The sequence below is a fragment of the Pseudomonas sp. GW822-FHT06B12 genome, from assembly GCF_058799675.1.
Window position 1 is genome coordinate 323,542 of sequence record NZ_JBXALR010000005.1, and the last position, 22,565, is coordinate 346,106.

21 protein-coding genes are annotated in these 22,565 nt (G+C 59.9%); 12 read left to right on the top strand and 9 right to left on the bottom strand.

The window, feature by feature from the left end:
* Nucleotides 1-95 precede the first annotated feature (95 nt).
* The 5 genes from AC1RKH_RS13895 (at nucleotide 96) to AC1RKH_RS13915 (ending at nucleotide 3,638) form a co-directional block, all read left to right on the top strand.
* Nucleotides 96-1,589: an RNA polymerase factor sigma-54 gene (locus AC1RKH_RS13895; protein ID WP_493062460.1), complete on the top strand. Its 1,494-nt coding sequence runs from the start codon at nucleotides 96-98 to the stop codon at nucleotides 1,587-1,589.
* Nucleotides 1,590-1,698: 109 nt separating this feature from the next.
* Nucleotides 1,699-2,007, top strand: a complete 309-nt coding sequence (gene hpf / locus AC1RKH_RS13900; RefSeq protein WP_123424276.1) for a ribosome hibernation-promoting factor, HPF/YfiA family — start codon at nucleotides 1,699-1,701, stop codon at nucleotides 2,005-2,007.
* 12 nt (nucleotides 2,008-2,019) lie between these two features.
* Nucleotides 2,020-2,484, top strand: coding sequence for a PTS IIA-like nitrogen regulatory protein PtsN (ptsN, locus tag AC1RKH_RS13905; RefSeq protein ID WP_123424275.1), 465 nt, complete (start codon nucleotides 2,020-2,022; stop codon nucleotides 2,482-2,484).
* A gap of 2 nt (nucleotides 2,485-2,486) precedes the next feature.
* The gene (rapZ, locus tag AC1RKH_RS13910) at nucleotides 2,487-3,344 is read left to right on the top strand and encodes an RNase adapter RapZ (protein WP_493062461.1); all 858 of its coding nucleotides are present in this window, start codon (nucleotides 2,487-2,489) and stop codon (nucleotides 3,342-3,344) included.
* A 15-nt stretch (nucleotides 3,345-3,359) separates the two neighbouring features.
* Entirely contained in the window at nucleotides 3,360-3,638 is a 279-nt protein-coding gene (locus AC1RKH_RS13915; RefSeq protein ID WP_123424273.1) for an HPr family phosphocarrier protein, read from the top strand.
* Nucleotides 3,639-3,707: 69 nt separating this feature from the next.
* Here the strand turns inward: AC1RKH_RS13915 and pmbA are convergent, their stop codons facing one another.
* Complete coding sequence (gene pmbA, locus AC1RKH_RS13920) at nucleotides 3,708-5,054, bottom strand: metalloprotease PmbA (RefSeq protein WP_493062462.1); 1,347 nt, start codon at nucleotides 5,052-5,054, stop codon at nucleotides 3,708-3,710.
* 108 nt (nucleotides 5,055-5,162) lie between these two features.
* Between pmbA and yjgA the strand changes: the two genes are divergently transcribed.
* Complete coding sequence (yjgA, locus tag AC1RKH_RS13925; protein ID WP_123424271.1) at nucleotides 5,163-5,687, top strand: ribosome biogenesis factor YjgA; 525 nt, start codon at nucleotides 5,163-5,165, stop codon at nucleotides 5,685-5,687.
* A gap of 93 nt (nucleotides 5,688-5,780) precedes the next feature.
* Here yjgA and tldD read toward each other — a convergent pair whose 3' ends face one another.
* The 8 genes from tldD to mreB form a co-directional block, all read right to left on the bottom strand.
* On the bottom strand, nucleotides 5,781-7,223 hold the full coding sequence (gene tldD / locus AC1RKH_RS13930; RefSeq protein ID WP_493062463.1) for a metalloprotease TldD: 1,443 nt from the start codon (nucleotides 7,221-7,223) through the stop codon (nucleotides 5,781-5,783).
* A 4-nt stretch (nucleotides 7,224-7,227) separates the two neighbouring features.
* Nucleotides 7,228-8,088, bottom strand: coding sequence for a carbon-nitrogen hydrolase family protein (locus tag AC1RKH_RS13935; protein WP_493062464.1), 861 nt, complete (start codon nucleotides 8,086-8,088; stop codon nucleotides 7,228-7,230).
* A gap of 88 nt (nucleotides 8,089-8,176) precedes the next feature.
* On the bottom strand, nucleotides 8,177-11,980 hold the full coding sequence (locus AC1RKH_RS13940) for a YhdP family protein (protein ID WP_493062465.1): 3,804 nt from the start codon (nucleotides 11,978-11,980) through the stop codon (nucleotides 8,177-8,179).
* A 69-nt stretch (nucleotides 11,981-12,049) separates the two neighbouring features.
* Nucleotides 12,050-13,507, bottom strand: a complete 1,458-nt coding sequence (rng, locus tag AC1RKH_RS13945) for a ribonuclease G (protein WP_123424267.1) — start codon at nucleotides 13,505-13,507, stop codon at nucleotides 12,050-12,052.
* 45 nt (nucleotides 13,508-13,552) lie between these two features.
* The gene (locus AC1RKH_RS13950; RefSeq protein WP_493062466.1) at nucleotides 13,553-14,170 is read right to left on the bottom strand and encodes a Maf family protein; all 618 of its coding nucleotides are present in this window, start codon (nucleotides 14,168-14,170) and stop codon (nucleotides 13,553-13,555) included.
* A 47-nt stretch (nucleotides 14,171-14,217) separates the two neighbouring features.
* A complete protein-coding gene (gene mreD, locus AC1RKH_RS13955) occupies nucleotides 14,218-14,700 on the bottom strand; it encodes a rod shape-determining protein MreD (protein ID WP_123424265.1) in 483 nt (160 codons plus the stop codon).
* Nucleotides 14,700-15,806: a rod shape-determining protein MreC gene (gene mreC / locus AC1RKH_RS13960; RefSeq protein ID WP_259740216.1), complete on the bottom strand. Its 1,107-nt coding sequence runs from the start codon at nucleotides 15,804-15,806 to the stop codon at nucleotides 14,700-14,702. Before mreC ends, mreD begins: the two co-directional genes overlap by 1 nt.
* A 143-nt stretch (nucleotides 15,807-15,949) precedes the next feature.
* The gene (gene mreB, locus AC1RKH_RS13965; RefSeq protein WP_002555108.1) at nucleotides 15,950-16,987 is read right to left on the bottom strand and encodes a rod shape-determining protein MreB; all 1,038 of its coding nucleotides are present in this window, start codon (nucleotides 16,985-16,987) and stop codon (nucleotides 15,950-15,952) included.
* A 210-nt stretch (nucleotides 16,988-17,197) separates the two neighbouring features.
* On the opposite strand from mreB, the gene gatC reads away from it, so the two are divergent.
* From gatC to AC1RKH_RS13995, 6 genes are all read left to right on the top strand, one after another.
* Nucleotides 17,198-17,485, top strand: coding sequence for an Asp-tRNA(Asn)/Glu-tRNA(Gln) amidotransferase subunit GatC (gatC, locus tag AC1RKH_RS13970; protein WP_019691880.1), 288 nt, complete (start codon nucleotides 17,198-17,200; stop codon nucleotides 17,483-17,485).
* 16 nt (nucleotides 17,486-17,501) lie between these two features.
* Nucleotides 17,502-18,953 carry an Asp-tRNA(Asn)/Glu-tRNA(Gln) amidotransferase subunit GatA gene (gatA, locus tag AC1RKH_RS13975; protein ID WP_493062467.1) on the top strand — a complete coding sequence of 484 codons (1,452 nt, stop codon included), beginning with the start codon at nucleotides 17,502-17,504 and terminating at the stop codon, nucleotides 18,951-18,953.
* A 10-nt stretch (nucleotides 18,954-18,963) separates the two neighbouring features.
* A complete protein-coding gene (gatB, locus tag AC1RKH_RS13980; protein ID WP_123424262.1) occupies nucleotides 18,964-20,409 on the top strand; it encodes an Asp-tRNA(Asn)/Glu-tRNA(Gln) amidotransferase subunit GatB in 1,446 nt (481 codons plus the stop codon).
* Between the two features lie 148 nt (nucleotides 20,410-20,557).
* The gene (locus tag AC1RKH_RS13985; protein ID WP_123424261.1) at nucleotides 20,558-20,932 is read left to right on the top strand and encodes a septal ring lytic transglycosylase RlpA family protein; all 375 of its coding nucleotides are present in this window, start codon (nucleotides 20,558-20,560) and stop codon (nucleotides 20,930-20,932) included.
* A 49-nt stretch (nucleotides 20,933-20,981) separates the two neighbouring features.
* Nucleotides 20,982-22,049 (top strand): calcium/sodium antiporter, encoded by a 1,068-nt coding sequence (locus tag AC1RKH_RS13990; RefSeq protein WP_493062468.1) that lies wholly within the window; start codon nucleotides 20,982-20,984, stop codon nucleotides 22,047-22,049.
* Nucleotides 22,046-22,438, top strand: coding sequence for a carboxymuconolactone decarboxylase family protein (locus AC1RKH_RS13995; RefSeq protein WP_493062469.1), 393 nt, complete (start codon nucleotides 22,046-22,048; stop codon nucleotides 22,436-22,438). Before AC1RKH_RS13990 ends, AC1RKH_RS13995 begins: the two co-directional genes overlap by 4 nt.
* Nucleotides 22,439-22,565 lie beyond the last annotated feature (127 nt).

The following is a 22,565-nucleotide window of genomic DNA, read 5'->3' on the forward strand; positions in this document are numbered from 1 at the left end:
CAGTTTCAGGCATATAATTTGCTTATGTTTGGCGCTCCGGCGCCCTGTAGTGGATGGCGCATGTGCGCCGGCGAATAAGGTGTTAAGCCCCTGCCATGAAACCATCGCTAGTCTTGAGAATGGGCCAGCAGCTGACGATGACACCGCAGCTGCAACAGGCCATCCGCCTGCTCCAATTGTCGACCCTGGACCTGCAACAGGAAATCCAGGAGGCATTGGAGTCCAATCCAATGCTCGAACGCCAGGAAGAAGGCGACGACTTCGATAACGCCGACCCGATGGCGGACAACATCGAGCAGAAACCCAACACCGACATCCAGGAACCCTCCTACCAGGAAACCGCCCCCACGGTGGATAACCTCGAGGAAGGCGACTGGAACGAGCGTATCCCTAACGAACTGCCAGTCGACACCGCCTGGGAAGACGTTTACCAGACCAGCGCCAGCAGCCTGCCGAGCAACGATGACGACGAATGGGACTTCACCACTCGCACCTCCGCCGGCGAGAGCCTGCAGAGCCATCTGCTCTGGCAATTGAACCTGGCGCCGATGTCCGACACCGATCGACTGATCGCGGTGACCCTGATCGACTGCATCAACAATCAGGGCTACCTGGACGAAACCCTCGAGGAAATCCTCGAAGCCTTCGATCCGGAACTGGACATCGAGCTGGACGAGATCGAAGCCGTCCTGCATCGCATCCAGCAATTCGAGCCGGCCGGCATCGGCGCACGCAACCTCGGCGAATGCCTGTTGCTGCAACTGCGCCAACTGCCCGTCAAGACCCCTTGGCTGGCCGAGGCCAAGCGCCTCGTCATCGACTACATCGACCTGTTGGGCAGCCGCGACTACAGCCAGCTGATGCGCCGCATGAAGCTCAAGGAAGATGAACTGCGCCAGGTCATCGAGCTGGTACAGAGCCTCAACCCGCGTCCGGGCTCGCAAATCGAGTCCAGCGAAGCCGAATACGTGGTTCCCGACGTCATCGTGCGCAAAGATAACGAGCGCTGGCTGGTGGAGCTGAACCAGGAGTCGGTTCCGCGTCTGCGCGTCAACCCGCAATACGCCGGTTTCGTCCGTCGCGCCGACACCAGCGCCGACAACACCTTCATGCGCAATCAGTTGCAGGAAGCACGCTGGTTCATCAAGAGCCTGCAAAGCCGCAACGAAACCCTGATGAAAGTCGCTACCCAGATCGTCGAACACCAGCGCGGCTTCCTTGAGTACGGCGATGAGGCAATGAAGCCGTTGGTCCTGCATGACATCGCCGAAGCGGTCGGCATGCACGAGTCGACGATTTCACGGGTAACCACGCAAAAATTCATGCATACCCCACGCGGTATTTATGAACTGAAATACTTTTTCTCCAGCCACGTCAGCACCTCTGAAGGCGGTGAATGCTCGTCCACAGCGATCCGCGCGATCATCAAAAAACTGGTTGCCGCGGAAAATCAGAAAAAGCCGTTGAGTGACAGCAAGATCGCTGGTTTACTGGAGGCACAAGGCATTCAGGTGGCCCGCCGCACCGTCGCCAAGTACCGCGAATCCCTGGGGATCGCGCCTTCGAGCGAACGCAAGCGGTTGATGTGACGGGCTACGCCATAGCGTTCCAGGGTGTGTTCGAAAACTTTTCGGACACGCTCTAGTGGCAGGCAAACCAGCCTGCCGCCTTATGCACTGGCAACGAAGGAGAAGCTGTATGCAAGTCAACATCAGTGGACACCAACTGGAAGTGACCGAACCCCTGCGCATCTACATCGGCGAAAAACTCGAACGATTAGAACGGCATTTCGACAAGATCACCAATGTGCAGGTCACGTTGACCGTCGAGAAGCTGCTGCAGAAAATCGAAGCCACGCTGCATATCCCCGGTGGAGAAGTGGTCGCCAACGCTGAGCATAACGACATGTATGCCGCGATCGACGCCCTGACCGACAAACTGGATCGCCAACTCAAAAAGCATAAGGAAAAGACCCAGGGCCAGCTCCAAGGCGCAACCGGTCGTTAATACTCCCAACCCATGATCCGACTTGAAAACATCCTGACCCCCGGCCGTTCTTTGGTGAACGTGCCGGGCGGCAGTAAAAAACGCGCCCTTGAACAAATTGCCAACCTGATCGCCCGCGAAGTGCCGGATCTGGAGATGCAAGATGTCTTCGAGAGCCTGATTGCCCGTGAAAAACTCGGTTCGACCGGTTTTGGCAACGGCATCGCCATCCCCCACTGCCGCCTCAAAGGTTGCGAGTCGCCCATCAGTGCCTTGATGCACCTGGACGCCCCTATAGATTTCGACGCCATCGACGGCGCTCCGGTCGACCTGCTGTTCGTTTTGCTGGTCCCGCAAGCCGCTACCGATGCGCACCTGGAACTGCTCCGCCAGATCGCCAGCATGCTTGATCGTAAAGAAGTCCGCGATCGTCTACGCAGCGCCACCAGCAATGAAGCCTTGTATCAGGTTGTCCTCGACGAGCAGAACGGTCACTAACCATGCGCTTGATCATCGTCAGCGGCCGCTCAGGCTCAGGTAAAAGCACCGCCCTCGATGTACTTGAGGACAATGGCTACTACTGCATCGACAATCTGCCGGCCGGCCTGTTGCCGGAGTTGGCCGAGCGCGCATTGATTCACACCGAACTGGCGCAGCCCCTGGTCGCTGTTTCCATCGATGCGCGCAATCTGCCGAGCCATCTGTCACGCTTCCCGGAGCTGTTGGAAGAAGTGCGCAGCCGGCACATCCAATGCGATGTGCTGTATCTGGATGCCGACGAAGAAACCCTGCTCAAGCGATTCTCGGAAACCCGTCGCCGCCACCCGCTGAGTAACGCCAACCGCTCGCTGGCCGAAGCCATCGAAGACGAGACCAATCTGCTCGGGCCGATTGCTGACCTGGCCGACCTCAAGGTCAACACCACCCATCTGAACCTGTATCAGTTGCGCGATACCATCAAGTTGCGCCTCCTGAACCAGCCAGAGCCGGGCACTGCGTTTCTGGTGGAGTCCTTCGGCTTCAAGCGGGGGATGCCGGTGGATGCCGACCTGGTGTTCGACGTGCGCTGCTTGCCGAACCCGTACTGGAAAACGGAGCTACGTACACAGTCCGGGCTGGACCAGCCAGTGGCCGAGTATCTGGCCGCTCAGCCGGATGTCGAAGAGATGTTCCAGGACATCTCCACTTACCTGCTCAAATGGCTGCCGCGCTTTGCCGCCAGCAATCGCGCTTACGTCACAATCGCCATTGGCTGCACCGGCGGGCATCACCGCTCCGTCTACCTGACCGAACGTCTGGGTCAGGTCCTGCAACAATCCCTGAAGAACGTCCAGGTTCGCCACCGCGACCTTAGCTAAAGGATTCACACCGCGATGCCCGCTCTGGAAATTGAAATCATCAACAAACTGGGCCTGCATGCCCGCGCTTCCGCCAAATTCGTGGGCAAAGCTGCGGAGTTTCCCTGTGAGATCAGAGTGGGCCGCTCCCCCGACCAGAACAAGATGGTCGATGGCAAGAGCATCATGTCCATGATGATGCTGGCCGCCGGCAAGGGAACGACGATCCACCTCCACGCAGAAGGTGATCAAGCTCAGGATGCGCTGGATGCGTTGAAAGCGCTGATCAACGACTATTTCGGCGAAGGCGAGTAAAAGATCGCAGCCATTAAAAAAGCGCGCCACCCATTGGGTGGCGCGCTTTTTTTGCTTAACAGCAAGGGTTTAGCTGCCGGCCACCGTCATCCGCTCGATCAACACTGAACCCGTGCGAATGTTGCTGCGCAATTCCAGGTCATTACCCACCGCAATGATCTGCTTGAACATGTCACGCATGTTGCCGGCGATGGTCACTTCCTGGACCGCGAACTGGATTTCACCATTCTCGACCCAGAAACCCGCCGCACCGCGAGAGTAGTCACCGGTGACCATGTTCAAGCCCTGGCCCATCAATTCGGTCACCAGCAAGCCGCGTCCCATGCGCCGCAACAGCGCCGCCTGGTCTTCATCACCGTGGGTGACGAACAGGTTGTGCACACCACCGGAGTTGGCGGTGCTCGGCATGCCGAGTTTACGACCTGAATAAGTACCCAATACGTAAGACACCAACTCGCCCTTCTCGACGAATGGCTTGGCATACGTTGCCAGACCATCGCCATCGAACGCCGAACTGCCCATCGCGCGCATCAGGTGCGGACGCTCATCGATAGTCAACCATTCAGGGAACAGCTTCTGGCCCAGCGCGCCTTCGAGGAACGAAGACTTGCGGTACAGATTGCCGCCCGAAATCGCGCCGAGGAAACTGCCGAACAGACCGCCGGCCAATTCTGCGGAAAACAGCACCGGCACTTCGCAGGTCGGTACCGGACGCGCGCCCAAGCGGCTGGCCGCCCGTTGCGCCGCACGCTGGCCGATGCTCACAGGATCGGCCAGCAGATTGCCCTGGCGATTGACGTCGTACCAATAGTCGCGCTGCATCTGGCCATCAGCTTCGGCAATCATCACGCAGCTCAGGCTGTGACGCGTCGACGCATAACCGCCGATAAAGCCATGGCTATTGCCATATACGCGGCAGCCCTGATGAGTACTCAAGGTGGTGCCGTCGGCGTTCTTGATCCGGCTGTCGGTGGCAAACGCCGCCGCTTCGCAGGCCAGCGCCTGCTCGATCGCTTGCTCCGGAGTAATGTCCCATTCGTGGAACAGGTCGAAGTCCGGCAAGTCCTTGGCCATCAGCGCGGCGTCGGCCAGGCCCGAGTGTTCGTCTTCGGAGGTGTGCCTGGCGATGGCCAATGCAGCGGCGACGGTTTCGCGAATCGCCTCGGGGCCACTGGCCGAGGTGCTGGCCGAGCCTTTGCGCTGGCCAACATACAAGGTAATGCCGAAGCCCTGATCACGGTTGAACTCAACGGTTTCAACTTCCCGCTGACGCACCGAGGTCGACAGGCCCTGCTCCAGAGACACGGCGACTTCGCAGGCGCTGGCACCTTGGCGCCTGGCTTCGGCGATGATCTGCTCGACTTGCTCTTGCAGTGCCGGCAACGCTTGTGGGCCGACGCTTTCAACTGCACTCATGCTGTTCTCCACTCAAATTCTGCTTTCGGTTAAGGTCATCGAGCGACCGGGCCGGACAAGCGGCCCCCGACTGGTTATCATGGCGGCGTTTCTTTGCGGACTGCCACCATGGTTGATTCTTACGACGACTCCCTCGACGGGGGAGAAAAAAGCAAAACCCAGGTCAAACGCGAGCTGCATGCTCTGGTTGATCTTGGCGAGCGCCTTACAACACTCAAGCCTGACTTGCTGGCAAAACTGCCGTTGACCGACGCTTTGCGCCGGGCTCTGGCCGACGCGCCCAAGCACACCGCGAACATCGCGCGTAAACGGCACCTGCAGTTCATCGGCAAGCTGATGCGCGATCAGGACATCAGCGCCGTTCTGTCGCTGCTGGACCAACTCGATGCCTCCACTCGCCAGTACAACGAACGTTTCCACGGTCTGGAACGCTGGCGCGATCGCTTGATCGCCGGTGACGATGCCGTACTGGAAAAGTTCGTCGTCGACTACCCGGAAGCGGATCGCCAGCAACTGCGCTCCATGATCCGTCAGGCCCAGCACGAGCTCGCCCAAAGCAAGCCTCCTGCTTCCAGCCGAAAAATCTTCAAGTACATCCGTGAGCTGGACGAGACTCAACGCGGTTTGCGCTGAATAACCTCGCCCCCGTAGGAGCTGCCGAAGGCTGCGATCTTTTGATCTTTTAAAAGCAAAGATCGCAGCCTGCGGCAGCTCCTACGCATCTTTTTATGCGCCCGTGCCACCCACGGTGATCGCATCGATTTTCAAGGTTGGCTGGCCGACACCCACCGGCACCGACTGCCCATCCTTGCCACACGTCCCTACCCCGCTGTCCAGCGCCAGATCGTTACCGACCATCGACACCCGGCTCATGGCTTCCGGACCGTTACCGATCAACGTTGCCCCTTTGACCGGCGCGGTAATCTTGCCGTCCTCGATCAGGTACGCTTCGCTGGTGGAGAACACGAACTTGCCGCTGGTGATGTCGACCTGTCCGCCGCCCAGATTGGCGCAGTAGATACCCTTCTTCACCGAAGCAATGATTTCTGCCGGATCGCTTTCGCCACCGAGCATGTATGTATTGGTCATGCGCGGCATCGGCAGGTGCGCGTAAGACTCACGGCGACCATTGCCAGTGCGCGCCAAGCCCATCAGGCGAGCATTGAGCTTGTCTTGCATGTAGCCCTTGAGCACGCCGTTTTCGATCAGCGTGGTGCACTCGGTCGGAGTGCCTTCATCGTCGATGCTCAGCGAACCACGGCGACCGGCCAGTGTGCCGTCATCGACGATGGTGCAGAGTTTGGACGCAACCATTTCACCCATGCGACCGCTGTAGGCCGAACTGCCTTTACGGTTGAAGTCACCTTCCAGGCCGTGGCCAACCGCTTCATGCAGCAATACGCCGGACCAGCCCGACCCCAGAACCACCGGCAAGGTGCCGGCCGGCGCCGGAATGGCTTCCAGATTGACCAGCGCCTGACGCAACGCTTCACGGGCGTAGCCCATGGCACGGTCGTCAGCGAGGAAATAGCGGTAATCGGTACGCCCGCCGCCGCCATGACCACCACGCTCGCGGCGACCGTTCTGCTCGACGATCACGCTGACATTGAAGCGCACCAGCGGTCGCACATCGGCAGCCAGACCACCGTCGGTGGAGGCCACCAAAATGCGCTCCCAGACCCCAGCCATGCTCACGGTGACTTGCTGGATACGCGGATCGAGCGCGCGAGTCGCCACATCGATACGCTTGAGCAGCTCGACTTTCTCGGCGCGTGTCATCACTTCCAGCGGATTATCCGGCCCGTACAAGCGGGCGACATCCTGAGTGCTGAATGCTTGTACCGTACCGTTTTGCCCGGCGCGGGAAATCGAACGGGCGGCGCGGGCCGCCAGGCCCAGGGCTTCAAGGGTGATTGCATTGCTGTAGGCAAAACCGGTTTTTTCACCCGATTGCGCACGCACGCCAACCCCTTGATCGAGGTTGAAGCTGCCTTCCTTGACGATGCCGTCTTCCAGAGCCCAGGACTCGGAAATCTGGCCCTGAAAATACAGGTCGGCTGCATCGATGCCCGGGCCGGCCAGATCACCCAACACGCTTTGCAGGTTCTCGATGGTCACGCCGCCCGGCGCTAGCAGATGTTCACTGACTGAGGACAACAACTCGCTCATGGTTTTACGCCTTAATTCCACGTTCTGAGGCAGGTCGCTGCGCGCCCTGCGAGAAAAAGCGCCGGTGACTGGACACCGGCATCCGCGCCCGGATGGACGCCTGTTCGCTGCTATCGCGTTCAGCCAGCAGCACGGCCTCGCCTTGATCCTGCTCCGCCAGCACGCGGCCCCACGGGTCGACAATTGCCGCATGGCCGAAAGTCTCACGCGGCCCCGGATGTATTCCGCCCTGGGCGGCCGCCAGCACGTAACACTGGGTCTCGATGGCCCGCGCGCGGATCAACACTTCCCAATGGGCCGCACCCGTTACAGCGGTAAACGCCGACGGTGCGGTAATCAGCTCTGCCCCGGCTGCGCGCAGTTCGCTGTACAGCTCCGGAAAACGCAAGTCGTAGCAAACCGTCAGGCCAACCCGACCGACCGGCGTATCGGCAACCACCACCTTACTGCCGTGAGCATAGTCATCGGATTCGCGGTAGCGGCCGCGATTGTCTGCCACATCGACATCGAACAAATGCAACTTGTCGTAGCGGGCCACTGTCTCGCCGTGCTCATCGATCAACAACGAACAGGCATTGGATTTCGCCTGGGGCTGGTCAACCGGCGGTAACGGCAACGTGCCGGCCACTATCCATAACTTGAGGTCACGAGCGGTCTGTTTCAACCAGGGCAGGATCGGACCTTCGCCCAACGCCTCGGCGCGACCGATGTCAGCGATGTCGCGACGGCCCATGGCGGCGAAGTTTTCCGGCAACACCGCCAGTCGCGCACCGCCCGCCGCCGCTTGCTCGAGCAGGAGCCGAGCCTGGATCAGGTTGGCCGGCACGTCGCTCTGGCTGACCATTTGAATCACCGCAAAAGACATGGCCATTTCCTTATCTGGAATCAACACATACAGGGGCTTACGACCATGCTACTCCATAGGCCTGGAGAGTGCGTTCTGAAAAAGAGAGTCAAAAAGGTTTGTCGTAGGTGATTTTCGGCTCTTTCCACGGGCCTTTGATGGTGTATTTGACGCTGGCAAAGCGCGCCACGCGATCACCGATCAGTTTGTCGATCAGAAACAGTGCACCGCCTACCGCTGGCGCGCCGACAATCAGTGCCGCAATCGGCAAATTGTTGGTCAACGGCAAGGTCACCAGCAGATTCGCATCGACCCGGTCACCCACCAGGTCCAGCGTACCGTTGAGCTCCAGGTTGCTCGATGGGCCGGTCATGAGGATCGGCTCACGAGTGACGTAAACACCATTGCTGGCCACCAGCAGCCCCTTGACCCGGTCGTAACTCAGGCCTTTGCCGAACAGGTCGGAGAAATCCAGGCGCAAGCGACGGCCGATCGAGTTGAAGTTGAGCAGGCCAAACACCCGCAACGCCTGCGCGCCCCCTTCAACTTCAACGAACTGCCCTTTGCGTAGAGTGGCGTCCAGGCTGCCGGAGTAACGCTTTGGACCGACCCAGGCGGGTGAGCCAGGCCAGCGGCCGTCGATGTCCATATGGAACTCTTCGCTGGTCACCGTCGGCGCAAATCCCCAGCCCTTGAGCACATCCCCAAGGTTCTTGCCCTCAAGACGCCCCTTGTACCAGCTGCTACTGGCACCCGCCACACCTTCCCAGCCACCCGCGCCCTGCAACTGCATGCCTTTGAGGCCCAGATTCATGCTATTGAAGGCAATGCCCTTGACGATTGGGCGGACCTTCAACGACCAGGCGCCCACCAGATCAGTGCCCTGATACAGCTCGTCAATCTTGATATCCAGTGCAGGAATTTTCGTTGGGTCGACCGACGCCAGCGGGTCCGGTGCATTCTCGTCGGCCTGCACTTTCGGATCAGGCGCCGGTAACCGCACGTATTGCAGGTTGATCGCAACCGGCGCGGACTTGGCGTCGGGAATCCCCACAGTGCCTTTGGCTTGTTGGCTATCGAGTTGCAACGCCCAGGCAGTCGGCTTGCGATCCAGTTGCAGCCGGGCCTGATCCAGCGTGGTGCCAAACCCCGTGAGCTTGTCGACCTTGAAGTCTGCGCCACTGAGCAATTGCTTGGCGTTACCGCCCGGATCCTGCCCGGCGTATCGATCAATCAGGGCTTTCCATGGTTCGACATCCAGCTCCGACAGCACGCCCCGTATGCGCAGGCCTTTATCGCCCGGCAACTGTGCGTTGCCGGTACCCAGGAACAACTCGCCACGACCATCGGCAAAATTGCCGCTGGGCGCCGCGTAAGTGAAGTCCGCCAGATCACCATAGTCGAGCCAGTAGCGCCGCTCTGGCCCTTGCAGGGTCATGCGGAACACCGTGTCGCGACCTTGCGCGGCGGACATGCCGAACGGTGCCGGCAAATCGACGGCTACGCCCTTGAGGCTGGAACTGACCATCAACTGGCTGTCGGGGCCGTCGAGGTTGAGCTGAAACTGATAGGGGATCGTCCCGGAGACCGGCAACGGCTGAGTGACGTTCAGCCAATCGGTGAGCTTTTTCACTGCCACCTGGCCGTTGGCGGTTACCCGCGTGCTGAATTTGCCGGGGCTGCCATTGGCATAAATCTGTGCACTGATCGGCCGTTCGAACGCCTGCGCAGTAATGTTCTGGCCACTGAGCCCCTTGGCACTGTCAAAGCGGAAATCACCTTTGAGCTGCGTCAGCTCAAGCACAGGATCGCTCAGCTTCAGACGCGACTTGGCGGTTTTGAAGTCGACCACAATCTTCGGTTCTTCGCCCTTGGCCAAGGGGATATCCAGTTTCAGGCTACCCTGCAATTCACCCTCGCCCTGCCAACCGGCAAAGGTCGGACCGGTACCGATCGGTGCGTCCTGAAGAATCTTCAGGCCATCACCCAGGCCGCCGGAAAAAGTACCGTCGAGGAACAGGTGAGGGTTCTGCCCGGCGGGCGCATGAGGAATGTTGACGTAGATATCGTGCACCTGAGTGTCGAGCAACTGCCCTTTGCTGGCCAGAATGCGCACACCACTGTCTTCGATGAACACATCACCGCTGACCTTGCCAACATGCGGCCACCCCGGCTGGAAGGCCAGTTCGGCATCATGCACTTTGAAAAACAGGCTGATGCTGCGCGCCGCATCGACAGCATCGTGGTTCAGCGACCCCTGATACTGGAAGAAACCTTCATCTACCGCGCCTTTGAGAATCGCCGTACGCAACCACTCATCCAGCGCCGGGCTCAAGACCTTCGGCAGGTACTTGGCGGTGTAGCGTCCGTCCCCTTCCAGCAGACCGACCCGCAGGTCCATGTAGTCTTCCTGGGTGTGATCGAAATGCAGGCGAATCAGGAAGTCGCCGGCAATCTTGCCCTCTTCGCCCAGTACCTTCAGGTAGGGCGCAATCAGGGTGAAACCTTGTTGATCGAGTTTCCAGGTGAGCCGGGCATTCGCCTGAATGTACTGCCATGGCTTGGCAAAGATCGGGTCCAGGTGCAAGGAAAAATCCTTGCTGTCCATGCGCAGCTCACCCTGGCCGAGGTCGCCGCTGATACTCCCGGAAACGTTACGCGCTGCCGGAGCACCGTGATAAGCATCAAACCCGACACGCTCAAGATTGGCGGCGAAGCTGAATTTGCTGTCGTCGGTAGCCTCGGGCCGGACGTCGATCAGTACGTTGCGCAAGGCACCGGTAACCTTGAGCCGCTCGACCACCGTAGCGAAGTCTTTGGGCAGTGGCCCCAGCGCATTCAGCAACGGTGTGATCGGGGTGAGGTCGAAGCGGTCGGCCTGGAGGTGCCAGAGTTCCGGGGTCTTTTCAGTGGTCGCAGTCTGCTGAAGTTGCAGATGGGTTTCCCAACGGGTTTCCCCCAAGGTCATGGCCAGAGAATCGAAGGACACCTGGAAACCTTCGGTGTTGCGCTGGAAATACCCATTGAGCGCCAGATTATCGATCTTGATCGGCGCACGTTCGGCGTAGGCACCGTTGAGTTGCGGCGCGTTAAGACGAATGGCTGCGCGTTGCAGGACACCCTTGCTCCAGTTCACCCAAAGCTCGCCACCGGCCTTGATCTCGGAAAAGTTCCATTGCCCGGTCAGGCTCTCGGGTAACCATTTCGACCAGTCACTTTGCGGCAGGCTCAGATAGGCATCGATTTCAGCGTCTTTCCACTGACTGGCACGAATCCGGCTACGCAGGCTCATGGCCAACGGCTGGCCGTCGGGCAAGGTCAGACGAGCGTCGAGGCGCTGCTGGCCGACACCGGCTTTAAGGTTCAGGCCGACATAGGTCAGGGTCAGCGGCGCGTGGTCGATCGGCTGCAAGGTGATCTGGCTGTCGAGCACCGACAACTGCGCCACCCTCTGCATGCGGTTGAGCAGTTGTTCGGGATCCAGCGGCTGATTCTGCTGCACCGGCAAGCCTTCGAGCGCCCATTGCCCCTGCGGGCCTTCCTTGAGACTGATCTTCAGGCCGCTGAGTTCCAGGTGTTCGATCTGCACCGAACGCGCCAGCAAGCTGGCCCAGACATCCGGCACCGCCCGTACCTGATCCAGGTGCAAGGCATTGGCGCCTTCACCGACCACCACATCATGGGCCAGCAAAATCGGCGCCATGCCACTCCAGCGCCCTTCCAGGCGACCGATCTGCAACGGCATGCCCAATGCTTCACGGGCCTTGGCTTCGACGTCCGCGCGATATTCGGCCACCAACGGAATAAACTCGCGACCGAGGCTGACGTACAGCGCCGCCAGCACCAGCAATAACGCACAAAGCCCCAGCCCCCAGCGGGTCAATGTGGTCAAAATGCGGATCAGACGGTCCATGTCAGATGGCTCCCATGGCGAAATCGTGCAGCAAGCTGAGGCCAGCCGTTAGTAATGAAACACAGCGGATCAGAGCAGCACCACGTCGTATTGTTCCTGGGAGTACATGGTTTCTACCTGAAAACGAATAGTTCGCCCGATAAAACCTTCAAGTTCCGCGACATTGCCTGACTCTTCGTCGAGCAACCGGTCGACCACTTTCTGATTGGCCAGTACACGATAGCCTTCAGCCTGATAGGCGCGGGCCTCACGCAAGATCTCCCGGAAGATTTCATAGCACACGGTTTCCGGAGTCTTGAGCTTGCCACGGCCCTGACAGCTGCTGCACGGCTCGCAGAGCACCTGTTCGAGACTTTCGCGCGTGCGCTTGCGCGTCATCTGCACCAGGCCCAGCTCGGTGATGCCGATGATGTTGGTCTTGGCGTGATCGCGCTCCAGCTGTTTCTCCAGCGTACGCAGCACCTGGCGCTGATGCTCTTCGTCTTCCATGTCGATGAAGTCGATGATGATGATCCCGCCCAGGTTGCGCAGGCGCAGTTGCCGGGCAATCGCGGTGGCCGCTTCCAGATTGGTTTTGAAGATGGTTTCTTCAAGATTGCGGTGCCCGACGAAAGCGCCCGTGTTCACGTCAATGGTGCTCATGGCTTCTGCCGGATCGACCACCAGATAGCCGCCGGACTTGAGCGGTACTTTGCGCTCCAGTGCCTTTTGAATTTCATCCTCGACGCCATACAGATCGAAAATCGGCCGCTCGCCCGGATAGTGTTCCAGACGGTCAGCGATTTCCGGCATCAGCTCGGCAACGAACTGCGTGGTTTTCTGGAAGGTTTCCCGCGAATCGATGCGGATCTTCTCGATCTTCGGGCTGACCAGATCGCGCAGGGTGCGCAGGGCCAGGCCGAGGTCTTCGTAGATCACGTTCGGTGCGCTGACGGTCTTGATCTGCGCGCCAATCTGATCCCAGAGGCGGCGCAAATAACGGATGTCCATCAGGATCTCATCGGCGCCGGCACCTTCAGCCGCAGTGCGCAGAATAAAGCCACCAGCCTCCTTGATGCCTTCCTTCGCGACGCAATCAGTGACCACTTGCTTGAGGCGTTCGCGCTCGGTTTCGTCCTCTATTTTCAGCGAAATACCGACGTGAGCCGTGCGCGGCATGTACACCAGATAGCGCGAGGGAATCGACAGTTGGGTCGTCAGACGCGCGCCCTTGGAGCCAATCGGATCCTTGGTAACCTGCACCACCAGGCTCTGGCCTTCATGCACCAGTGCGCTGATGCTTTCCACCGCAGGGCCTTCACGCAGGGAGATTTCCGAGGCGTGGATAAAGGCTGCCCGGTCCAGACCGATATCGACGAATGCCGCCTGCATACCAGGCAGAACGCGAACGACCTTGCCTTTATAGATGTTGCCGACAATCCCGCGACGCTGGGTGCGTTCGACATGAACCTCTTGCAGAACACCGTTTTCGACCACCGCCACGCGCGATTCCATCGGCGTGATGTTGATCAGAATCTCTTCACTCATGGCAAGGTCTCGTTCAGGCATATTCACGATTATGGCCGCATCAAGTCAGTACGGCGCTTGGCGCGCGATATGGTTTTGCCAACAGGGTATGCCGAAATGGCCGAGCAGTTCCGCGGTTTCGCACAGCGGCAGGCCAACCACGGCGGAGTAACTGCCGTTGAGTGCCGCGACAAACACCGCGCCAAGGCCCTGAATTCCGTAGCCGCCAGCCTTGTCCCGTGGCTCGCCGCTGGCCCAGTAGGCCGCTGCCTCTTTATGACTGATGAAGCGAAAACGCACCAGGCTGCGCACCACGCGTGATTCGCAGTATTGGCCATCGAGCACGGCGATTGCGGTCAGCACTTCATGTTCACGCCCCGACAGGCTCATCAACATGCTCAGCGCTTCGGCTTCGTCGAGCGGTTTACCAAGAATCTTCCCATCAAGCACCACGGCGGTGTCGGCACCCAACACACAAATGGGTGCACCCGGCTCGTTGAGCGCCAGCAATGCACGACCGGCCTCGGCCTTGTCGCGCGCCAGACGCTCGACATAGGCCGCTGGGGACTCGTTAGTCAGAGGGGTTTCATCGATGTCCGCGCTGATGGCGGTGAACGGCACGCCGATCTGCGTGAGCAGTTCACGTCGACGCGGCGAGCCTGAGGCGAGGTAAAGCGGATTCATCAAGACATCTCCCTGTCGAGGTGCGGGCTAATGCCTGACCGAATAAATTAATTGATTTTGTAGCGGCGGCTCAACCCACGCAATCCGAAGCTGACCCAGGGCCAGAGCAAGGCGCTGATCAGCGCCGGTAAAAGCACCGCCAACGTCTGACGGTTACCGGTCAAGGCGCTGAGCCACAGTTGCAGCAATTGTGCGAGCCCCAGGATCACCAGGATCACCAGGCTTTGCTGCCACATCGGAAACATCCGCAGCCGCGGTCGCAGCGTCATGATCAAAAAGGTGATCAGGGTCAGAATCAGCGCGTTGTGTCCCAGCAAGGTGCCGAACAGCACGTCTTGCGCCATCCCCAGACACCAGGCCGTGAGCATCCCGACTTTCTGCGGCACTTCCAATGCCCAATACGCCAGCGGTAGCGCGAGGAACATTGGACGCAAAATCTCGACATGCGGAAACGGTACGATACTGAGCAACAAGGCGATGACAAACGTCAGCCAGATCATCCAGCCATTACGAGGTCGGGTACTGGCCATTATTCTCTACCCTGAGTGGTGGCTTCAGGCGCCGTGGCACGCGGTTTGGCCGCAGCCGGCTTGACCACGGCAGCAGGCTTGGCCGGGGTCGAAGGTTTGCTCGCAGGCTTGGCCGCTGCAGGTGTAGCCGGACTCGCCGTTGCTGGCGCAGGAGTCGCGGTGGCTGGCACCGGGGCAACAGCGGCGGCAGGTTTAGGCACGGTGGCTGGCACGATGGCCGCGCCGCCAGGATGCTGATCGGCATCCTGGGCCTGAGCGGCTTCGTTGGCGCGCTCTTCCGGGGTGCGGCTATCGCTGAACACCAGCAACATGTAACGACTGCGATTGAGTGCGGCGGTCGGTACCGCGCGCACGATGGCGAACGGCTGGCCAGAGTCGTGGATCACTTCCTTGACGGTCGCCACCGGGTAACCGGCCGGGAAGCGCTGACCGAGGCCGGAGCTGACCAGCAGATCGCCTTCTTTAATATCAGCCGTGTCCGCAACGTGACGCAACTCCAGACGTTCCGGGTTGCCGGTGCCACTGGCAATCGCCCGCAAACCGTTACGGTTCACTTGCACGGGAATGCTGTGGGTGGTGTCGGTCAGCAACAACACCCGCGAGGTGTAAGGCATCAGCTCGACCACCTGGCCCATCAGCCCCCGGGCATCGAGCACCGGTTGGCCGAGCACCACGCCGTCGCGCTCACCCTTGTTGATGATGATGCGATGGGTGAAGGGGTTGGGATCGACGCCGATCAACTCGGCCACTTCGACCTTCTCGTTGACCAGGGCCGACGAGTTCAGCAGCTCGCGCAGCCGAACGTTCTGCTCGGTCAAGGCCGCAAGCTTTTGCATGCGCCCCTGCAGCAGCAGGTTTTCAGTCTTGAGTTTTTCGTTTTCGGCGACCAGTTCGGTACGGCTGCCAAATTGACTGCTCACACCCTGCCACAACCGCTCCGGCAGGTCGGTGATCCAATAGGCGTCCATCAAGACCAGCGACATCTGACTGCGCGCAGGCTTGAGCACTTCAAAGCGGGCATCGACCACCATCAGCGCGACCGATAGCACGGCCAGCACCAAAAAGCGCACGCCCATTGAGGGGCCTTTGGCGAAAAGCGGTTTAATAAGCCGCTCCTCCCAGGCAAATGTTCTCTTTATTCATACGGCATCAAACCGGCCTGGATGCAGACTGACAGAAGATAAACGCCAACAGGCAGCACTGCAAAGTGCTACCTGTGAGCGGAACAGCATAGAAGCATCCGGCGAAATCACTCGCTGGAGAGCAGGTCCATGGTGTGTTTATCCATCATTTCCAATGCACGGCCACCGCCGCGAGCAACGCAGGTCAGCGGATCTTCGGCGACGATCACCGGCAGACCGGTTTCCTGGGCCAGCAACTTGTCGAGGTCTCGCAGCAAGGCGCCACCACCGGTCAGTACCAGACCGCGCTCGGCGATATCCGACGCCAGTTCCGGCGGCGATTGCTCCAGCGCGCTTTTCACGGCCTGAACGATGGTTGCCAGGGACTCTTGCAGAGCTTCCAGCACTTCATTGGAGTTCAGGGTGAATGCACGTGGAACGCCTTCAGCCAGGTTACGGCCGCGAACATCAACTTCGCGAACTTCACCGCCCGGGTAGGCCGTACCGATTTCCTGTTTGATGCGCTCGGCGGTGGATTCGCCGATCAGGCTGCCGTAGTTGCGACGCACGTAAGTGATGATCGCTTCGTCGAAGCGGTCGCCGCCAACCCGTACGGATTCGGCGTAAACCACACCGTTCAGGGAGATCAGTGCGATTTCAGTGGTACCACCACCGATATCGACAACCATCGAACCGCGAGCTTCTTCTACCGGCAGGCCCGCACCGATCGCAGCAGCCATTGGCTCTTCGATCAGGAACACTTCACGGGCACCGGCACCCAGGGCCGATTCACGGATGGCACGACGCTCAACCTGAGTGGATTTGCATGGAACGCAGATCAGCACACGAGGGCTAGGCTGCAAAAAGCTGTTTTCGTGAACCTTGTTGATAAAGTACTGCAGCATCTTTTCGCAGACGCTGAAGTCGGCGATCACGCCGTCCTTCATCGGACGAATGGCAGCAATGTTGCCCGGTGTACGGCCGAGCATGCGCTTGGCCTCGGTGCCGACAGCAACGACACTTTTCTGATTACCGTGGGTCCGAATGGCCACAACCGATGGTTCATTCAGGACGATACCGCGCTCGCGCACGTAAATAAGGGTGTTGGCAGTGCCCAGGTCAATGGAAAGATCGCTGGAAAACATGCCACGCAGTTTCTTGAACATGGGAAAGGGACCCTAGGCAACGCGTGGGTAAAAAAGTGCGGCAAACTCTAACAACGACAGGGATTTTGGGCAAGGCGCCAATATGTTAAATTGGACGCTTTTCTGTGCACCAACCCCCACAATCGCGGCCTTATGACCGTAGAAATGCGGTAGTGTTCCGACAATCTAACACACGGACAGCGTCCGTTCTGTTTTCCACTGGAGAATCCCATGGCGCTTGAACGCTCCGACGTGGAAAAAATCGCTCATCTGGCCAGCCTTGGCCTCAATGATGCCGATCTTCCACACATCACTTCGGCCCTGAACAGCATTCTCGGGCTGGTCGACGAAATGCAGGCTGTCAATACCGACGGTATCGAGCCGCTGGCCCACCCACTGGAAGCCAGTCAGCGCCTGCGTGCAGACGTCGTGACCGAGTCCAATCACCGCGAGGCCTATCAGTCCATCGCACCAGCGGTCGAAAACGGCCTGTATCTGGTTCCGAAAGTCATCGACTAAAGGGAAAGAGCCTGCAATGCATCAATTGACTCTGGCCGAGATCGCCCGCGGACTCGCCGATAAAAAGTTTTCTTCCGAAGAGCTGACCAAAGTCCTGCTGGCGCGTATCGCCCAGCTCGACCCTCAGCTCAACAGTTTCATCAGCCTCACCGAAGACCTGGCGCTCCAGCAGGCGAAAGCCGCTGACGTACGCCGGGCCAACGGTGAGAGCGGCGCCCTGCTCGGTGCGCCGATCGCTCATAAAGACCTGTTCTGCACCCAGGGCATTCGCACCAGCTGCGGCTCGAAGATGCTCGACAACTTCAAGGCGCCGTATGACGCCACCGTGGTCGCCAAGCTGGCCGCTGCCGGGGCCGTGACCCTGGGCAAGACCAACATGGACGAATTCGCCATGGGTTCGGCCAACGAGTCGAGCTACTACGGCGCGGTGAAAAACCCGTGGAACCTCGAACACGTACCCGGCGGTTCGTCCGGCGGTTCGGCAGCAGCGGTTGCCGCTCGTCTGTTACCTGCGGCGACCGGCACCGACACCGGTGGCTCGATCCGACAGCCGGCAGCACTGACCAACCTCACCGGCCTGAAACCGACGTACGGTCGTGTTTCACGTTGGGGCATGATCGCTTACGCCTCCAGCCTCGATCAGGGCGGCCCGTTGGCGCGTACCGCTGAAGACTGCGCGATCCTGCTGCAAGGCATGGCCGGTTTCGACCCGCAAGACTCCACCAGCATCGACGAACCCGTGCCGGATTACAGCGCCAGCCTCAATGGCTCGCTGCAAGGTCTGCGCATCGGCGTGCCGAAGGAATACTTCAGCGCCGGGCTCGACCCACGCATTGCCGAACTGATCCACAACAGCGTCAAGGAGCTGGAAAAGCTCGGCGCGGTGGTCAAGGAAATCAGCCTGCCGAACATGCAACACGCGATTCCTGCGTACTACGTGATCGCCCCGGCCGAAGCTTCTTCCAACCTGTCGCGTTTCGATGGCGTGCGTTTCGGCTATCGCTGCGAAAACCCGAAAGACCTGACCGACCTGTACAAGCGTTCGCGCGGCGAAGGTTTCGGCCCGGAAGTGCAGCGCCGGATCATGGTCGGCGCCTACGCGCTGTCGGCCGGTTACTACGACGCCTACTACCTGAAGGCGCAAAAGATCCGTCGTCTGATCAAGAACGACTTCATGGCTGCCTTTAATGAGGTCGACATTATCCTCGGCCCAACCACGCCGAACCCGGCCTGGAAACTCGGTGCCAAGAACAGCGACCCGGTCGCTGCGTACCTGGAAGACGTCTACACCATCACCGCCAACCTCGCGGGCCTGCCGGGCTTGTCGATGCCAGCCGGTTTCGTCGATGGTCTGCCGGTCGGCGTGCAGTTGCTCGCCCCGTATTTCCAGGAAGGCCGTCTGTTGAACGTCGCCCACCAGTATCAGCTCAACACTGACTGGCACACCCGCACCCCGACAGGCTTCTGAGGAGAAACACATGCAATGGGAAGTCGTGATCGGGCTGGAGATTCATACCCAGCTCGCCACCCAATCGAAGATTTTCTCCGGTAGCGCCACCACGTTTGGCGCAGAACCGAACACCCAGGCCAGCCTGGTAGACCTGGGCATGCCCGGCGTACTGCCGGTGTTGAACCAGGAAGCGGTGCGCATGGCGGTGATGTTCGGCCTGGCGATTGACGCTGAAATCGGCCAGCACAACGTGTTCGCCCGCAAAAACTACTTCTACCCGGACCTGCCGAAGGGTTACCAGATCAGCCAGATGGAATTGCCGATCGTCGGCAAGGGCCACCTGGACATCCCGCTGGAAGACGGCACGGTCAAACGCGTCGGTATCACCCGCGCGCACCTGGAAGAAGACGCCGGTAAAAGCCTGCACGAAGAATTCAACGGCGCCACTGGCATCGACCTGAACCGTGCCGGCACGCCGCTGCTGGAAATCGTTTCCGAGCCGGACATGCGCAGCGCCAAGGAAGCCGTGGCCTACGTCAAGGCGATCCACGCGTTGGTGCGCTACCTCGGCATCTGCGACGGCAACATGGCCGAAGGCTCGCTGCGTTGCGACTGCAACGTATCGATTCGTCCAAAAGGCCAGGTTGAGTTCGGCACGCGTTGCGAGATCAAGAACGTCAACTCGTTCCGCTTCATCGAGAAGGCGATCAACACCGAAGTGCGTCGTCAGATCGAACTGATCGAAGACGGCGGCAAGGTGATCCAGCAGACTCGCCTGTACGACCCGAACAAAGACGAAACCCGCGCCATGCGCAGCAAAGAGGAAGCCAACGACTACCGTTACTTCCCCGATCCAGACCTGTTGCCGGTGGTCATCGAAGACTCGTTCCTCGATGACATCCGCGCCACCCTGCCGGAACTGCCACCGCAAAAGCGCGAACGCTTCCAGGAGCAGTTCGGCCTGTCGGTCTACGATGCCAGCGTATTGGCGTCGAGCCGCGAGCAAGCGGATTACTTCGAAAAAGTCGTGAGCATCGCCGGTGATGCCAAACTGGCGGCCAACTGGGTCATGGTCGAACTGGGCAGCCTGCTGAACAAGCAAGGCCTGGAAATCGACGAAGCTCCAGTCTCGGCCGAGCAGTTGGGCGGCATGCTGCTGCGCATCAAGGACAACACCATCTCCGGCAAAATCGCCAAGACCGTGTTCGAAGCCATGGCCAGCGGCGAAGGCAGCGCGGACGAGATCATCGACAAGCGCGGCTTGAAGCAGGTCACCGACAGCGGCGCAATCTCGGCCGTACTCGACGAAATGCTCGCAGCCAACGCCGAACAGGTTGAACAATACCGCGCGGCAGACGAAGCCAAACGCGGCAAGATGTTCGGCTTCTTCGTCGGTCAGGCGATGAAAGCCTCCAAAGGCAAAGCCAACCCGCAACAAGTCAACGAACTGTTGAAAAGCAAGCTCGAAGGCTGACCGGAATGGAGCCAGATTTAAAGCCTGGCTCAACCCCCTGTGGGAGCGAGCCTGCTCGCGAAGGCGATTCGGCACTCAATACAAAGTTGACTGTCAGAATGCATTCGCGAGCAAGCCCGCTCCCACATTTGTTTCAGGGAAGCCTTTTATGAAACGTCTACTTGGCGCGTGCGCCCTGCTCTCTCTGCTGGCCGGTTGCGCCAGCACGGATATCATCGATCCACACGGCTACGACAAGACCGGCGTGGCCTCGTACTACGGTGCCAAACACCAAGGTAAACGCACCGCCAGTGGCGAGCGTTTCAACGCCAATTCCCTGACCGCTGCCCATCGTCAGTTGCCATTTGGTACCCGGGTGAAGGTCACCAACCTGAACAACGACAAATCCTGCGTGGTCCGCATCAACGATCGCGGACCGCACACCCGTGGGCGTCTGATCGATCTGTCTCGCGAAGCGGCCCAGCGGTTGGGCATGCTGGGCAGCGGCACCGCACGGGTTCGCGTGCAATCTCTCGACAACTGACAGACGGAACCCAGCCATTTTCGGACTTGCCGATTTACCCCTGCTCAGCGTGCTTCAACTGTTCGGTGGCCTGGTACTGCTGATCGCCGGCGCCGAGTTGCTGGTCCGCGCCGCTGTGCGCCTGGCCGCACACTTGAAAGTGCGCCCGCTGATCATCGGCCTGACCGTCGTGGCGCTGGGCAGCAGCGCGCCGCAGATGGCGGTGAGCCTGCAAGCAACCCTCATGCAAAACACCGACATCGCTGTCGGTAGCGTGATTGGCAGCAACATCTTCAACATCCTGGTCACCCTCGGCCTCTCGGCGCTGATTATCCCGTTGCGGGTCTCCCGGCAACTGGTGCGGCTGGACATCCCGGTGATGATCGGCGCCAGCCTGTTGGTGTTCGCCCTGGCCTGGAATGAACGACTGACACCGCTCGACGGTACGATTCTGTTAGCCGCGCTGGTGCTTTACCTCGGGTTGCTGCTGCGCCAGTCGCGGCACTCGGTGCGCCCGCACAGCACTCAGACAGATGACGGCAAATCCCGCGTACCGTGGCTGAGCAGCGTGCTGCTGATGCTCGCCGGTCTGGTACTGCTGGTGTTTGCCGGACATTTGCTGCTCAGCGCGGCGGTCGAGGTGGCGACTGAACTCGGCTTGTCGGAGCGAATCATCGGCCTGACCATCATTGCCGTCAGCACGTCACTGCCGGAACTGGCGACTTCGCTGATCGCCGCCCTGCGTGGCCAGCGCGACATCGCCGTAGGTAACGTGGTCGGCAGCAGCCTGTTCAACTTGCTCGGTGTGCTGGGCATCACCGCGCTGATTGCGCCGACGCCGCTGTCGGTATCGCCCAACGCACTGGATTTCGACTTGCCGGTGCTGCTGGCGGTCAGCGTGCTGTGCTTGCCGATGTTCTATTCAGGCTACCGAATTACCCGCGCCGAAGGCCTGCTGTTTCTGGCTTTGTACCTGGCTTACGGGCTGCACGTCGTGTCGTTTACCACGGGCATGCCACTGGCCGGCAAGCTTGAACACCTGATGCTGTTTTTCGTCCTGCCGGCGCTGATGGCGTTTTTGCTGTTTACGTCACTGCGCGCCTGGCGCCGCCAACACCACAAGAGGGAATCGCCATGACCGACACACCCGCCTCCAGCAAACCGACCGGCATTGAAGTGCGTCGACAGGTCATGGGCGACACCTTCGTCGACCGCTCCATGGGCAATGCCACCGAGCTGACCCGACCGTTTCAGGAGTTCGTCAACGAACACGCGTGGGGCGCGGTGTGGAACCGCGATGGCCTGGAACTGAAAACCCGCAGCCTGATCACCCTCGCGGCCCTGACCTCGCTCAAGTGCCCGCAAGAACTCAAGGGCCACGTGCGTGGCGCGCTGAACAACGGCTGCACGGTCGACGAGATCCGCGAAACGCTGATGCACTGCGCGGTTTACGCCGGCGTGCCAGCGGCGATGGAAGCGTTTCGGGCGGCGCAGGAAGTGATCGATAGCTACCAGAAGCCTGAATGAGTGGTGACAGTTAGATAGCTATCGCGAGCAAGCTCGCTCCCACAGTGGATTTTGGTGTACGCAGATTTTGTGTTCCACACAGATCAAATGTGGGAGCGAGCTTGCTCGCGATTGGCCCTGAAGAACA